17 protein-coding genes are annotated in these 15,558 nt (G+C 43.6%); 4 read left to right on the top strand and 13 right to left on the bottom strand.

Annotated elements, in window-relative coordinates; all coding sequences use genetic code 11:
- Nucleotides 1–162: 162 nt before the first annotated feature.
- Nucleotides 163–513 (bottom strand): IS630 transposase-related protein, encoded by a 351-nt coding sequence (locus H9653_RS05590; RefSeq protein ID WP_191691060.1) that lies wholly within the window; start codon nt 511–513, stop codon nt 163–165.
- A 129-nt stretch (nt 514–642) separates the two neighbouring features.
- On the opposite strand from H9653_RS05590, the gene H9653_RS05585 reads away from it, so the two are divergent.
- From H9653_RS05585 to rpmG, 3 genes are all read left to right on the top strand, one after another.
- The gene (locus tag H9653_RS05585) at nt 643–1,467 is read left to right on the top strand and encodes a hypothetical protein (protein WP_191691058.1); all 825 of its coding nucleotides are present in this window, start codon (nt 643–645) and stop codon (nt 1,465–1,467) included.
- 329 nt (nt 1,468–1,796) lie between these two features.
- Nucleotides 1,797–2,033, top strand: a complete 237-nt coding sequence (gene rpmB, locus H9653_RS05580) for a 50S ribosomal protein L28 (protein ID WP_057761372.1) — start codon at nt 1,797–1,799, stop codon at nt 2,031–2,033.
- Nucleotides 2,034–2,166: 133 nt separating this feature from the next.
- Nucleotides 2,167–2,322, top strand: a complete 156-nt coding sequence (gene rpmG, locus H9653_RS05575) for a 50S ribosomal protein L33 (protein WP_010201403.1) — start codon at nt 2,167–2,169, stop codon at nt 2,320–2,322.
- Nucleotides 2,323–2,496: 174 nt separating this feature from the next.
- Here the strand turns inward: rpmG and H9653_RS05570 are convergent, their stop codons facing one another.
- The 12 genes from H9653_RS05570 to ispH all read right to left on the bottom strand — a co-directional run bounded on the left by H9653_RS05570 (nt 2,497) and on the right by ispH (nt 14,385).
- Entirely contained in the window at nt 2,497–2,808 is a 312-nt protein-coding gene (locus H9653_RS05570; protein ID WP_068403843.1) for a hypothetical protein, read from the bottom strand.
- A gap of 206 nt (nt 2,809–3,014) precedes the next feature.
- Nucleotides 3,015–3,326 (bottom strand): hypothetical protein, encoded by a 312-nt coding sequence (locus H9653_RS05565; protein WP_191691056.1) that lies wholly within the window; start codon nt 3,324–3,326, stop codon nt 3,015–3,017.
- A 119-nt stretch (nt 3,327–3,445) separates the two neighbouring features.
- Nucleotides 3,446–3,799, bottom strand: a complete 354-nt coding sequence (locus H9653_RS05560; RefSeq protein ID WP_191691054.1) for a hypothetical protein — start codon at nt 3,797–3,799, stop codon at nt 3,446–3,448.
- Nucleotides 3,800–3,872: 73 nt separating this feature from the next.
- A complete protein-coding gene (gene rpe, locus H9653_RS05555; RefSeq protein ID WP_191691052.1) occupies nt 3,873–4,562 on the bottom strand; it encodes a ribulose-phosphate 3-epimerase in 690 nt (229 codons plus the stop codon).
- 120 nt (nt 4,563–4,682) lie between these two features.
- Nucleotides 4,683–4,937 (bottom strand): TIGR03643 family protein, encoded by a 255-nt coding sequence (locus H9653_RS12640; RefSeq protein WP_318242154.1) that lies wholly within the window; start codon nt 4,935–4,937, stop codon nt 4,683–4,685.
- Nucleotides 4,938–5,317: 380 nt separating this feature from the next.
- Nucleotides 5,318–6,208 carry an S-formylglutathione hydrolase gene (gene fghA / locus H9653_RS05545; protein WP_191691050.1) on the bottom strand — a complete coding sequence of 297 codons (891 nt, stop codon included), beginning with the start codon at nt 6,206–6,208 and terminating at the stop codon, nt 5,318–5,320.
- Between the two features lie 192 nt (nt 6,209–6,400).
- Complete coding sequence (locus tag H9653_RS05540; protein ID WP_225211625.1) at nt 6,401–7,873, bottom strand: C13 family peptidase; 1,473 nt, start codon at nt 7,871–7,873, stop codon at nt 6,401–6,403.
- Nucleotides 7,874–8,125: 252 nt separating this feature from the next.
- Nucleotides 8,126–10,132, bottom strand: coding sequence for a molecular chaperone HtpG (gene htpG, locus H9653_RS05535; protein WP_225211624.1), 2,007 nt, complete (start codon nt 10,130–10,132; stop codon nt 8,126–8,128).
- Between the two features lie 308 nt (nt 10,133–10,440).
- Nucleotides 10,441–11,961 (bottom strand): catalase, encoded by a 1,521-nt coding sequence (locus H9653_RS05530; protein WP_191691072.1) that lies wholly within the window; start codon nt 11,959–11,961, stop codon nt 10,441–10,443.
- A 302-nt stretch (nt 11,962–12,263) separates the two neighbouring features.
- Nucleotides 12,264–13,079, bottom strand: a complete 816-nt coding sequence (locus H9653_RS05525) for a thioesterase family protein (RefSeq protein WP_191691048.1) — start codon at nt 13,077–13,079, stop codon at nt 12,264–12,266.
- A 102-nt stretch (nt 13,080–13,181) separates the two neighbouring features.
- A complete protein-coding gene (locus H9653_RS05520) occupies nt 13,182–13,427 on the bottom strand; it encodes a hypothetical protein (protein ID WP_191691046.1) in 246 nt (81 codons plus the stop codon).
- A 1-nt stretch (nt 13,428) separates the two neighbouring features.
- Complete coding sequence (gene ispH, locus H9653_RS05515; RefSeq protein WP_191691044.1) at nt 13,429–14,385, bottom strand: 4-hydroxy-3-methylbut-2-enyl diphosphate reductase; 957 nt, start codon at nt 14,383–14,385, stop codon at nt 13,429–13,431.
- A gap of 431 nt (nt 14,386–14,816) precedes the next feature.
- On the opposite strand from ispH, the gene gmk reads away from it, so the two are divergent.
- Complete coding sequence (gmk, locus tag H9653_RS05510; protein ID WP_144296645.1) at nt 14,817–15,443, top strand: guanylate kinase; 627 nt, start codon at nt 14,817–14,819, stop codon at nt 15,441–15,443.
- The last annotated feature ends 115 nt before the right edge of the window (nt 15,444–15,558 follow it).

The following is a 15,558-nucleotide window of genomic DNA, read 5'->3' as shown; positions in this document are numbered from 1 at the left end:
AGAGCACCAATAACGTTGGTTCGCTTTTTACCTTGCCAGTTGTAGCTATCGATACAAGGTGTACCTATCGGTGCATAGCCATGAGAGCGAATGGTCTCGTGCTCAAAGCCGCTTTCGTCCATATATACAATGGGGTAGCCTTGCTGGTTAAAGTGCTCAAGCTTATTCTGATACGCCGCTCTTTTGATCGGACAGGCTTTTGGATGTTCTAAAGTCTTTTTTTTGACTGATGCCTAGGCGCTTTAGGGTATGATGAATGCCTGTTTTACTACAGTTTAAACGACGTGCTCGCTCGTACTGATAATCATCAGGATGTTCTTTGACATCATTGAGTAGCACGTCATCTGGTATTTTATAGGGTTTGGTTTGCCTGGTTGTTTTACTATGAACACGTCTCTTCCAGTTTTGTATGGTGGTTGGGCTGAGGTTATAGAATTTAGCTGCCTCGGCAAAGGTCATACCCTCGTCTAAGCTTTTTAGTACTTGTTTGCGGAAATCTAGTGAGTAAGTCATGGTCTTTATAATAACAATTGAATTTGTTAATTATTTTATAACATTTTTAAGTAGGATTGACTATAGTTGCTTAAAAGCAAATTAGTGTTTATTCTCCTATTGTTTTGAACAGATCACTTGAGGTAAAAAATGAAAAAAATAGCAGTTCTATCTTTATTGAGCTTAAGTCTGCTGGGTTGCGGTAGCGATGAAGCTAGACCAGGAGTGCCACCTAGTTTACCTGAACCATCTGAACCATCTGAACCATCTGAACCATCTGAACCATCTGAAGAAGCTTATGAATTGTTATCAGGTATTTATACAGGTCGCACTAGTGAAGGGGAAATTGCAGAAGGCTTAATAGACGACAACAAGAGACTATGGGTCATTTATTCTGACAACCCAAATATTTACCCTGATGGAGATGTTTTAGGATTTATCACTAGCAAGACAGGTGTACCTGATACCGCTGGTGAATTTGATGTAAGCGGCAAGAACTACTCATATGAAAGCAGACGTGCTCTCGATATCACTATCACTGGGAATTATAAAAAACCTAACACTCTGAGCGGAAAGGTATTTGATTTGCCTATAAACGCTACAACGTATGATCTAAAGTACGATGAGGCTCTCTCTAATCGAGAACAAAATTTATTGAGTATTACTAATAAGTCTTTCACTGGTATCGCATATATCAGTGGTGATGACGAGGCAGGTAGCTTAACGGTTAAAATTGGCACCAAGGGTAATTTTACTGGTAAAGATACGTATGGTTGTACAATGAAAGGTAAATTCACATTATCATCTCAATTAAATAGATATTTTGATAGTACTGTTACATTTGGTGAATATCCTTGCTATGCTCCGAACGAAACTTTAAAGGGTGTAGCTTTACTGGATAAGGATGGGGAGTTAATTGTGATAGGTACAGACGATAGTAGAAACAAAGGTATCTTTTTTAGTAGTGCTGAATAGTATAACTTACAACTAAAAAATGCATCTTTACTATTAAATAATCAATCACATAGCGTGTGCAATTCAGGGTATAATAGCTATCGTTTAAAGCAGCGATTATTATAAAAACATTTGAGTATTCATTAGTTTTATGGTATAAATGTCGGCTTTAAAATTTTCTGAATTGGTTTGCCTGTTATTTGCCTTTAGATGACAGTAATATCAGCTCAACCTTCATAATAGTTTTGTTTGGTGCAAAGCTGCCGCTTGCTGTGTCCATGCCGCAAAAACGTGCAACTTGCCCAGACTGGTATGAGAATCCCTCATACCTCATAGATTAGGAGTTCGCCATGTCTAGAGTTTGCCAAGTGACTGGAAAGCGCCCTATGGTGGGTAATAATGTTTCGCACGCAAACAACAAAACCCGTCGTCGCTTTCTACCAAACCTTCATAACCATCGTTTTTGGGTAGAGTCTGAAAACCGTTTTGTACGTCTACGTGTGTCTACCAAAGGTATGCGCATCATTGACAAACTTGGTATCGACAAAGTGTTAGCGGATCTACGCGCACAAGGTCAAAAAGTATAAGTTAAGATAAGCAGCTTGAGTGGTCGATAATTTTCACCTTCCAAGCTGCTTTTTGGCTACGCTCTTCGTAGCAACTGACCTTTTTGCACTCGTACCTATCGTTTGAAGACCCCTCATTTACAGGAAAGCTATCATGAGAGATAAAATTAAATTAGTATCAACCGCTGGTACTGGGTATTACTACACCACTACCAAAAACAAGCGCACTATGCCTGGTAAAATGGAAATCAAAAAGTTTGATCCAAAAGTACGCCAGCACGTCATCTTTAAAGAAGCAAAAATCAAATAATTTATCACTAAATTATTTGAACAAAAAAAGGGTTTATCAATAGATAAACCCTTTTTTTATTGCCAGTTTTTGACCCACCAACCATTTCAACCATACACTATTTTAACCAGCTACTATATTTCGTTCTTACAGATTTAGAAGCTATAAATTTAGAAGACATCAGCCTGTTTAGCCTTAGCTATAGTGAGTGGGTTCTTTGTCATAGACATGGGCATGCCACTGGCTCATCTGTTTTTGCATAATGACCTGAATCGCGGCATGAATCATGTGCTGACCAATCGCTTGGGTATCGCTGCCTAGTATTTCTTTCAGCTTATCAGAAAAATCGATGGTCATCAGCGGTGCTTCTTCTTCCTCGGCATCACGTAACAGCAATTTGCCATCCGCTGCTTCAACCAACTCAAGCGTGGTTTCTTTAGCAAATCCAGCGAACTGATCGCGACTATCGTTATCTACTTCTATTTCATTATCAATATCGTATGGCATCTATTTTTTCCTTATTATCCCGCTTTATGTCTGTAAAAAGGCGCTGACTTCGTTTATAAAATCTTAGTTTTACAGATATTCGGGCAAAACTATCTTACTTATACAATGGACGCTTTGCGCCGACAATTCAAGGCCTGACGCGTAAGTCTTTTGCATAAATGCTCTTTAATACTACTTATCAAGCTTATGAACGAGCTAAATCGCTATTAACGCCAATAGCGCAATTTTGCCAAGGTAAATAAGAAAGCAACAAACATACCCAGATAATAGGTCAGCTTAAGCTCAAGCGTAGGGTCACGGTATTTAAATGGTAAGGCAACGGTGGCGGTAGCGGTCGGTATTATCAGCAGCATAAGTAGCCAATTTTCAAAGACATGTAGCCAGCCTTGCAGTCCGGTACCATGGCGCAGGTAGGATAAGCCTAAGAGTAAACAGGCGATAATCAGTAAAATAAACAAACCGTTTGGAAGCTCTTTTGGGAAAATGATATCGGTGATTTTCTTAGAGGAAGTAGCCATACTAGCAAGTGTCCAGTCGCATCATAAAGCGCGACTTATTAAAAAGTAGAAATCGATGAATGCTATAAAGACAAAGTTTTAAAAGATAACCATGTTAAAGCGCTAACATCAGCCAATTATTAACTATAAGTGCCCATTAACCAAAGCATGGCTATACAAGAGGTTAAATAGCCCAAGCTAATAGCATTCCAGCTTGCGATATGCAAACCTTTGAGCTTATTTAAAACGCGCGAACCAAGCCAAAAAAATAGCGGAATACCAATCATAAAGGCTGGCACTATCACCGCCGCGTGTCGGAGCACTTCTCCGACATCATCGCCAATCAGCAGGCGAAAACCATAACCAGCGAGGCTAAGCACCAAGGCAAAAGCCGCCATACCAATAGTGAGACCCTTAGGTACTAAGCTTGGGGCTTGTTTTTCTTTTATAGGCTCAGGCGATACTGACGAGTTAATGGGCTTTTGCGTGTTCATATTTCACCTTTATATGGCTTATCGAGTCCATCGTTATAACCTTAACACTCATACTAATAGTTATAAATGGGGATTAATAACCATTTGCCAAGGCTAATTCGGCGCGCATAGCGTCGATGGCAGATTTATAATCTTCTTGATTAAAAATAGCGGAACCGGCGACGAACATATCAGCGCCTGCTTCGGCAATCGCGCGAATATTGCTGGCTTTGATGCCGCCATCTACTTCTAGTCTAATATCGCGACCACTGGTAATAATACGTTGACGGACTTGGCGAACTTTATCTAAGGTACCCTCAATAAACGATTGACCACCATATCCAGGGTTAACGCTCATCAGTAAGATTTGGTCAACCTTGTCCATCACATAATCTAAATAATGCAGTGGCGTTGCGGGGTTTAATACCAAACCGCATTCAGCACCGCCATCTTTAATCAGCTGCAAAGAGCGGTCAATATGGGCGCTGGCTTCTGGGTGGAAGGTGATAATACTTGCACCCGCCTCTAAAAACTGCTCGATCATACTATCGACTGGCGATACCATAAGATGGACATCAATCGGCGCCTCGATACCATAGTCACGCAGCGCCTGACATATCATGCTACCAAAGGTTAGGTTAGGCACATAGTGATTGTCCATCACATCAAAATGGATGACATCAGCGCCCGCCTCCAATACCTTTTCAACCTCTTCACCAAGTCTGGCAAAGTCAGCTGATAAAATAGAAGGCGCGATAAGATAAGGTTTGGCTGGGCTAGTCATAGTTGAGCTACCTATTTGGGTTGGTATAAACGTTTAATAAACAAGTTTTTAATCACTGGGATTGGTATTTAGATACTACATTTAGATGATTCTTTTAGATAAAGCGTTTTAAAGAAAGTGTTAGCGCGGTTTATATTGGGTTTTACAATATGCGCGACCGACATCAAACGGACGCTTTGCTTGGTGCTTAGTGGCACGACTGGTGACGCGCTGACGCCATAGGCGAAAAGACGATGGTTTTAGTTGTTGGCGCATCAGCTTAATGACTGCAGTCTCGTTTAGACCGTAGCTGTGCTCTATCGCCTCAAACGGTGTTCGGTCTTCCCACGCCATCTCTATCACCCGCGATAATTGCACGGCATCAAGCGCATGAATAGCAGCTGTATTAACTGGCTTTGCTTTGCGAGTTTCTGATTTGACGTTATCTTTTTGAACCATATTAGCTTGCTGCTTATTTTTTAAAGCCGCCCTCATATCAGCCATATCCGCTTGCATCGCTGCCAGTGATAATTGAGCCGTCTGCTGTCGGTTAGCTAGATTTGTCTTTGATGGCGCTGTTAGCTTATTCATCATAAAACTTACCTTTAAAAAAGTTTTGCCTATTGGCAAGCACGCTCTATTTTGTACTAATCTATTTTATAACAATAAAGGCGCTTGGTTAAATAATCAGCGTAACCGTCTGTCAAGTTATATGACAGACCATACGCTCAGCTATTAGACGGCTATTATTCGTAGACAGATATTATTGGACAGGCTTAGCTCATTTGCGCCATACGCCAGTGGTGTTCGATATGGTCATTAATCACTGTTTGGATAAAATAATAGCTATGGTCATGACCGGCCTGATAACGTAATGTCAATGGCTGCTTGGCCTTGTCACACGCTGCTTGTAGTTTAGGCGTTTGCAGCTGACCTTCTGCCAAGAAATTATCAGCCGCGCCTTGGTCAACCAAGATACTGGCGTACTGCTGACCAACTTCTACAATCATCTGTGAGGCGTCAGCTTGCGCCCATAGCGACTTATCATCGCCGAAGTACTCTGTATAAGCGGCCTGCCCCCATGCCGACTCACTGGCAGCACAAACAGGCGATAAGGCGGAGACACTGACAAACTTACTTGGGAACTTAAAGCCCAATAGTAACGCCCCATGACCGCCCATCGAGTGGCCTGTGATGCCGATACTATCAATCGGAAACTCTGAGCGCAGTAAATCGTATAATTCATCAACGATATAGCTTTGCATATTAAAATGTTCTGCCCACGGTGCCTGCGTCGCATCGACATAGTAGCTTGCGCCTTGCCCGACAAAATAACGCTCATCGTTTGCGACATCGTGCGCGTCATGACTTCTAGGAGAAGTATCAGGCGCAATAAATATCATGCCAAGCTCGCTACATTTTTGTTGAAAATGCGCTTTATGGGTGACGTTATCGGCATTACAGGTCAAACCCGAGAGATATAAAACAGCCGGACAACGGCGCCCAGCCAGCGCTTCATCTGGCAGATAAATACTAAAGGTCATCGGCGTTTTGGTCGCGGTGGACTCATGACAATAATAATGCTGCTCGCCATCGAAGCAGCGATTGACGCTGATTTGCTCAATCTTTGAGTTGGTAGACAAACTGTGTTTATAAGAATTATTCATAAGTGACATCCTTTTTATCCAAGATGAAATAAGCGCTAAGTGACAACTGCCCATCCTTACTATTAGCAAGCAAACTGTTAACGACAAGTAATTAAGTAAAGTCAGTTAAAGACAGTCACTCACTCAAGTAGCATTTTAAAAATTCAAAAAGCGCGCCTTAGTAGCGACATAAATCTCATTTATCAGCAGGCCTTAGTCACTTTCAGGCAGATTAACGATTGCGTTTGCCGTATCAGGAGCTTGAGTAACCTTAACAGAATTCGGCTGATTAGTCATATTGGCGAGCGCTGGACGGGTTTTAGTAAACAACACTTGCTCAAATGCTGGCAGCGCGGTTTCCATTAAGCTACCAATGACCATCTGCGGCTCTGATGGCTCAAAACCCATATAGAGCTCACGTTCTTGCACGCGGTAAGCGGCATCTTTAAACGCATCAGAAAAACTGGTGTTTTCGCGCAAACTCTCCGCAAAGAAAGCCTGTCCAAAGTAAGTCATCTCAGCACTATTGGTGCAGCCAAATGACATTTTATCAGCGGCGGAGGCGGTAATAATTACCGTTGTTGGTGATGCCAATTCATCGATAAATGAGCCTGAATAGCACGCCGACACCACAATCACTCGCCAGCGGATACCGGACGCATCTAACGCTTCACGCAGCCACGTGGCATCTAAATTATCCATCGCTAATGGTGGATTTGCCAGTTGAATAACATTCTCATCACCATGTGACGATAGGGTAAGAAATAATACATCTTCATCAGCATTCATTTGCTGACCGATGGTTTTTAACCCGCGCAAAATACTGGTTTTTGTCGCAATTGGCTCATCTAGCCACGTATAGTTATTATTAATCAATGCCAGCGAATGGCCACTGGTACCAAAGCGCACGTCAAACAATTCACGCACTTTATTAATCTCAGAACGAAAGACGTTTTGTTCTGAGAATCCTGCCACGCCCATAAAATACCAGTCGCTTTTACCGGGTATACTCGGGTCGATACGGTCTAAAGCTTGCTGCAATAATCGCGGCTGCTCGTACAAAGCCGCTTCTTCTAGTACTGGCTCAACAGGAATTTGCTTAAATATCGGCTGGTCGGCGACGTTGCGCTGCCAAATGGTCAATAATGCCACTGCCCCTACTAAGACGATGATTCTCTCCCACCAAGAAATGCGCAGGCGACGGAAAAATATCCATAATAAAGCGAGTGTCTGCCATAAAAACAGCACTAAAAATAAAATAGGTAAAAAAGAATAACTCCAACTTGGCAACCACCCATAGCTGCCAAAAAACTGTACCAGGCTTTGCAGTAACGCTGATAGCGTATCAGCAACCAGCCATAAAATGACAGGCACAAAAACCAGCGCTTGGTTACCAGCGCGGCGAGCTAAAATAATACCGCCGAGCAAAATAATCATCGGCCAAATTAAATAGCTGACCAATCCTTGCTCATTAAAGACGCTACCATTTGCGGCGGCTAACCACGAGAATAGGACATTACTACCCAGTGCCAATATGGCGAATACCGCAAACTGGATAAAGGTGGGTTTTACCCAAGAGAACGCCCGCGTCGACCCGACCAGCATCCACAAGGTGGCAATAATATTGGCCGCGAAATTGAGCGAGAAGCGCTGAAGCGATACGGTTTTTAATGACGCAAGTGACAAAGACTTAGACCTCTAGCCAGTCGAGAGAAATAACGCCAATTTATTATTATTTGACGATAAAATAGGATTGAAAAGCGAGAAATCTAACTTAATATTTTAGCTCGCTAATCTATCGCGATTGTAACGGATTGTCGCTCAAGAGGATAAGACTGATTTGTAAAAACTGCCGAAAAATTACTCTAAACGTTGATTGACAATCCATTAAAAAAGGAGGCCTTAAAATCAAGACCTCCTTTTATTAAGCAGCAATTATTATCGCATCAATAGCTCATTGACGCGTTTTAGATAAGCGGCTGGATCTTCTAGTTGACCGCCATCGGCAAGTAACGCTTGGTCAAAAATGACCTGCGCCAGCTTGTCAAAACTGTCGTCAGACTGCTCGCTACTCTCTAACTTTTTAATCAGTGGATGGTCAGGATTGACCTCAAGCGTTGGTTTGCTTTCTGGTACATCTTGACCCATTTGCTTCAGCATCTGAATCATTTGCGGTGACAGCTCACCTTCACCAATGACTAGACACGCTGGACTATCAACCAAACGCGTTGAGACTTTAACGTCTTTTGCGCGCGCGCCAAGTGCTGTTTTTAGCTTATCAACGACAGGTTTCATGGTCTCTTGCGCTTTTTCAGCTTCAGCTTTTTCGGCTTCGTCCTGCAAGTCGCCCAAATCAACCGCACCTTTAGCGATATTTTGTAGCGGTGTCTCATCAAATGAGGTTAAGAAATTCATCGCCCATTCATCGACACGGCTGGTCATCAAAATAACTTCGATGCCTTTTTTCTTAAATAGCTCAAGTTGCGGGCTGTTTTTTGCCGCCGCCAAATTATCAGCCGTTAGATAATAGATGGCTTTTTGACCGTCTTTCATGCGCGCTTTATAGTCTTCAAAGCTGGTTTCAACCTTATCGTCGGTGCTGGTAGCATAACGCAGCAATTTGGCAATACGCTCTTGATTGCCCATATCCTCGCCAAGGCCTTCTTTAATCACATCGCCAAATTCGCTATAGAATTGGACAAATTTTTCTTGTTTATCGCTATCTTCGCTGTTAGCAAGGCTCGCTAGCAAGGTCAAAATACGGCGCGCGTTACCATCTCGGATAGATTTAACATCGCGCGATTCTTGCAAGATTTCGCGGCTGACGTTAAGCGGCAGATCCGCTGAATCAATGACCCCTTTCACAAAACGCAAATACATCGGCAGCAATTGCTCAGCATCGTCCATAATAAAGACGCGCTTCACATAAAGCTTTAAGCCGTGCTGCTGCTCACGCGTGTATAAATCCATCGGCGCTTTTTTCGGAATATATAAAAGCTGGGTATACTGAACGCGACCTTCAACGCGGTTGTGTGTCCATGTTAGCGGCGCATCCATGTCATAAGTGATGTTTTTATAAAAATCGACATACTCATCATCTTCAACCTCAGATGCTGAGCGGGTCCAAAGCGCACTGGCTTTGTTAATGGTTTCCCACTCGTCGGTCAAGACCATCTGACCGCCTGCTGGCGCGTCACTGTCGTCGCCCTCTTCTTTCACATCTTCTTGCCAGACTTCTTTACGCATCTGAATCGGCAAGCTAATATGGTCTGAGTACTTATTGACCAAACGCTTGATTTTGCCGCGGTCTAGATAATTATCTTCGCCTTCGCTGTACTCTTCTTTTAGATGCAAAGTAATGCTGGTACCGCGCGTCTCTTTGGTAATTGGCTCAACGGTAAAGCTACCGGTGCCGTCTGAAACCCAGCGTACACCTTTATCGGCAGGCTCGCCCGCTTTTCGTGACTCAACGCTAATGGTATCAGCAACGATAAAGCCTGAATAGAAACCAACGCCAAACTGGCCGATTAATTGACCGTCTTGTTTTTGTGATTCAGACAATTTATCTAGGAAAGCCTTAGTACCAGATTTAGCAATCGTGCCTAAGTTCTCAATCGCATCGGCTTCATTCATACCGATGCCGTTATCGATAAAGGTAATGGTTTTGGCATCTTCATCGACAGCGATACGAATCTTTAACTCGCCGTCATCTTCATAAAGACTGTCGTCATTGGTCGCTTCAAAGCGCAATTTGTCGCAAGCGTCCGATGCGTTCGAAACCAATTCACGCACAAAAATATCGGCATTAGAATAAAGCGAATGCGTCACCAAATGCAGCAGCTGCGCCACTTCTGCTTCAAAACTGTGTTTTTTTAATTCTGGGCTGTCTTTATTAATATTGATGTCATTAGCGTTTTTATTATCCGCTTGGGTCTGTTCACTCATAAAAACTCCTATTATTGATACCAAAAATGCTGTTACCAGCACGCACAAATCACAAATTTTCAAATACTAGCAGTTTAGCCAATTTGATTACCCAATCTAATTACTAAATTTGATTAGCAAGAAGGCGCTGTAAATACTGCTAGGCTGCCTAATCAGATAGGGGCACGGGTAAAAATTTCAAGATCAAATAGGCTAAACTAAGCTAAAAAAATAATTAAGCATAAAAAAAACCGCCCCAGTTTCCTAAGGCGGTGTTTTTAGATAAATATAGAGCAGCTAAATTCTATCGTTTTTATTTTCTACAGAGATTATAAACAGCTAGGTAAATGACGAGCAGGATCATTCTCACGTGCTGCCATAGCGTCTTCAACGCTCATGCCAAGGGCTTTGGCAACGCCTACGCCATAAGCAGGGTCGCACCAGTTACAGTTGCGAATATGACGATATTTAATAAAATCAAGCGCATCACCCATCGCGCGGGCGGTATTATCAAACAACACTTGCTTTTGCTCATCATTCATCAGGTTAAACAGTGCGCGCGGCTGGCTAAAATAATCACTATCGTCTTCACGGAAATCGTAGTGCTCGGCGTAACCATCAATCTTTAAAGCTGGCTCAGCGTACTGCGGCTGGTCTTGCCATTGCTCAAAGCTGTTTGGCGTATAGTGTGGACGGCCACCGTAGTTATCATCGACACGCATTTGACCGTCGCGGTGGTTACTGGTCACCGGACAACGAGGTTTATTTACTGGGATCTGCTTGTGATTGACACCAACGCGATAACGCTGAGCATCGGCGTAGCTAAAGAGACGCGCTTGTAGCATACGGTCTGGTGAGGCACTAATGCCAGTTACAAGATTGTTCGGCGCAAAAGCCGCCTGCTCGACGTCTAAGAAATAATTGTCTGAGTTTTTATTAAGCTCAATCTCGCCAACTTCAATCAGCGGATAATCCCCTTTTGGCCATACCTTGGTCAAATCAAACGGATGGTAAGGTACTTTATCGGCATCGGTTTCTGGCATGATTTGCACGTACATTTTCCACTTCGGAAAATCGCCATTGTCGATGGCATTGAGCAAATCTTCTTGATGGCTTTCACGATTCGAGGCGATAATTTCAGCGGCTTCGGCGTCGGTTAGGTTTTTAATACCTTGCTGAGTACGGAAATGAAACTTGACCCAAAAACGCTCATTGGCGCTATTGATAAAGCTATACGTATGCGAGCCAAAGCCATGCATATGTCTATAAGAGGCTGGGATACCTCGGTCGCTCATGGTAATGGTGACTTGGTGCAAAGATTCTGGCAATAACGTCCAAAAGTCCCAGTTATTGGTCGCCGAACGCATATTGGTACGTGGGTCACGCTTGACCGCTTTGTTTAAATCTGGAAATTTGCGCGGGTCACGAACGAAAAATACCGGTGTATTATTACCGACCAAATCCCAAATGCCTTGCTCGGTATAGAATTTTAGGGCAAAACCGCGAATATCACGCTCAGCATCAGCGGCACCGCGCTCACCTGCGACTGTACTAAAACGCGCAAACATCTCCGTTTGCTTACCCACTTCGCTAAAAATATCAGCACGCGTATATTGAGTAATGTCATTAGTGACGGTAAAAGTACCAAACGCGCCCGAACCTTTGGCGTGCATACGGCGCTCTGGAATAACCTCACGGTTTAAATCAGCGAGCTTTTCGTTAAGCCATAAGTCCTCTGCAAGTAGAGGACCGCGTTTACCGGCGGTTTTGCTATTTTCATTATCAACCACTGGCGCGCCATTACTCATGGTCAACGGCGTCATATCGTAAGGGCATTTTTTATCGTTCATATCGTTCATATCGTTCATGGCCATATTCCTTTAGTTATCGTTGTTGCAAGGATAAAGTGAAAGGTAACCTTCACTATCAAAACCCATCATAGCAGTTTTGAATCACCTTGCCTCGTTGTGGTATTCCATTACAACCGATTTTCGATTATTTGTATAATAAATTAATCACATACTTTTGATTTATTTTATATAACTATTAACCATTTTCTTATCAACTAAATGCTAACTTAGGACGATAATTTGCTGAAGCAATCCTGTTCAGTTTACTTTTGTGACTATCCAATACATAAAGCTATCGCGCTTTAACGCGGCATAGGGCGGATAGTCAAGATTTGCTCACTACGACCAAACGGCCCGTGCACATCATGCAGCACAGCGCTGGTCAGCCCAATACCGTCATCGCCGTATTGTTGCACCGCTTCGATGCCAAGCCAGCGCCCTTTTGGCATGCGATGCATATGGATTTGCAAATCCGTATTGGGGAACATCCATTGCAATTCTGATAAGCCGAGCCCCAAGCGTGGCACGACGCCATTGGCAGTATCGACCATCCCCATTAGATGTACCAAATCGTCAGTCGTTTCGCCTTCTACCATCTCGACATCATTGGTAATCCATACCATACCACGTCCAGCACGGCGGTCGGGCTCAGCAACCAAGCGAACGCTTTCGATAAAACCACCCGGCCAGCCTTTCATACCATCCCAAACAGGCAAATCCTCAGGCTGATGCAGCGCTTTTTGGTCTTCAAGTCCGGCAATCTCGCTGGTATCTTGGGTCAGCAGTCGCCAAGCGCGCGCGATAATGGCATCACGGCCACGACTGCTCATGACCGCCTCGATTAGCTCAATCGTTCTACCCGGACGGATACAACGCGTGGTAACGGTAAACTCATCAAGCGGTATCAAGCCTAAAATATCCAGGCTGATACGAGCGATACGCATATTTGCTTGCGGCGTATAGCTTTCAAGCTCGGCGGTCAGCAGTCCAGTCGCTGGTGCCATATGCTGCTCGTGTTCATTCCAAGCGCCTTGTGCATGTTTGGTTGGCTGATAATGGGCAACGCTAACCCCACCTTCTAGCTGTTCGCGTTTGATAAACTGATAATAAGCTGGCATGAACATCCTTAATCTAATCTTCTTTATTATTGCTTTATTCTCGACCACTTTAATAGGTTGGTCTTTTCATAATAACGGTTATATTTAATTTACCTGCAGCATTTACTTGGTAAGCTGTTGTTTTCTCATCATGAGCATGGTGCGACTTTTGGCCATTATAAATAGAAAAAACGCCATGACAGCGATAAGCGCGCCATATAAGACACTATAATCTTTCATAAATTGCGCAGTGTTCAGCACTAGCATGACAATCAGCACAACGATGGTAAACAGATTAATTTTTAATTGTTTATTAATCTCAGCAAGTGTCGCTTCTGCTAACACAAAGCCTTTTTTCTGCTTATTCATGCTATTTACCTACTTGCGTGACCGGAATCCGCAGTGCTTTTGGCAAGCTAAAGGTCACGTTTTCTTCGATACCTGACAGCTCACTTGGTAAATCTCCGCCCCAATCTTGCAATTGTTGTAGCACTTCTTGGATTAATATCTCAGGTGCAGACGCGCCAGCAGTAACGCCAACACTTTGAATGCCAGCAAACCAGTTTCTATCCATCTCAGTAGCGTTATCAATCAGATAGGCACGGCAATCCATACGCTCAGCCAACTCACGCAAGCGATTAGAGTTTGACGAGTTTGGCGAACCAACCACCAACACCACTTCACAACGACCGGCTAAATCTTTGACCGCATCTTGGCGGTTTTGGGTGGCGTAGCAAATATCGTCTTTGCGCGGGCCTTGAATGCTGGGGAATTTTTCACGCAGCGCATCAATAACGCGCGCGGTATCATCCATCGAAAGAGTCGTTTGGGTTACAAAAGCCAAATGCTCAGCGTTTTGCACATTTAAAGCCTCAACATCGCTTTCATTTTCGACCAAATGAATCTGCCCGCCGTGGCGTCGATTAAAACGCCCCATTGTACCCTCGACTTCAGGATGACCTGCATGACCAATTAATACTGCATCCATACCGTCTTGGGCAAATCGAGCCACTTCGATATGCACCTTAGTGACCAGCGGACAAGTGGCGTCGAATACGGTCAAATCACGGCGCTCTGCTTCATCTTCGACCGCCTTTGAGACACCATGCGCCGAGAAAATCACGATTGAACCATCCGGCACTTCGTGCAGCTCTTCGACAAAAACCGCGCCGCGATTGGCCAAATCTGAGACCACAAATTTGTTATGCACGACTTCATGACGCACATAAATGGGTGGCTCAAAACGTGTCAATGCTTCGTTCACTATCGCAATCGCGCGATCTACACCAGCACAAAATCCACGTGGATTGGCAAGATAAATTTGCATAAGAGGGCCTATCATTAGATAATTTATGGTTAATGCTTAACGTCAAACTGCTTAACCTCAAAACTTGGGATAACATCCATGCTCTACTTTAGCATAATTTGCTTTTATTGCCTTTGAAAATAGCCATGTTTCAAATGAACTGATCATTAACGTTCATTGATACAGCGCCTTTTAATGCAAAAACAGACAATAATTAAGATTGAGTGCTAAAAAGCTTGCGCGAATTAAATAAAAGCGCGCTAAGCAGTTTATAATGACGTATCAATGAGAAATCAATACAACTTTATAGCGCCATACTTGATGGCGTTTTTTGTTTTTACCAGCTCAACACTTTACTAAAACGATTTCTGCTTTTTTGCAGCACATATTTCTCTAGCTCATATTTTGTTAATACATCCTTCATTAGAATGCACTCCATTAGGAAAAACCGTATGACAGGTTCATTATTTATTATTACCGCCGCCTCAGGCACGGGCAAAACCTCACTGGTCAAACAGCTACTGGCCACCACCAACGACTTGACCGTTAGCGTATCGCACACCACGCGCGCGCCGCGTCCCGGTGAGATTGATGGTCAGCATTACCATTTTACCGACGTTGATAAATTTGTCACGGCTATCGGCGAAGGCAAGTTTTTAGAGCATGCCGAAGTGTTTGGCAATTATTATGGCACGTCAGAGCAAAGCGTGCGCGCGCAGCTGGAGGCAGGCGTCGATGTTATCCTTGAGATTGATTGGCAAGGCGCGCTACAAGTGAAAAAGATATTTACCGATGCGACGATGATTTTTATCTTGCCGCCAAGTCTAGCGACCTTACGTCAGCGCTTATCGACGCGTGCGCAGGACAGCATGGAAGTCATCGAACAACGCTTGGCGGGCGCGGTCACGGAGATGGCGCAATATGTACATTTTGATTTTGTGGTGATTAATGACAATTTTGAAGTGGCGTTAACCGAGCTAAAAGCCATTATCGTCGCCGATAGACAAACCCTTAAACGCCAGCAGCAGCGCTATCATCGCACTATTGCCAATTTGCTAAATAGCCAAGTCGACGAATAAGCAAAGAAAACCTAGGGGAAAGAAGGTTTAAAAGTGAAAAATCTCGATTTTCGTATAACTAACAGCAGATATAAAAAGCAACTACGCGCCTAAGCAAAAAATGCTATAATGTCCA

The sequence above is a fragment of the Psychrobacter communis genome (genome assembly GCF_014836505.1).
GTDB classification, from domain to species: domain Bacteria; phylum Pseudomonadota; class Gammaproteobacteria; order Pseudomonadales; family Moraxellaceae; genus Psychrobacter; species Psychrobacter faecalis.
This window is presented reverse-complemented; position numbering and strand designations above follow the sequence as displayed.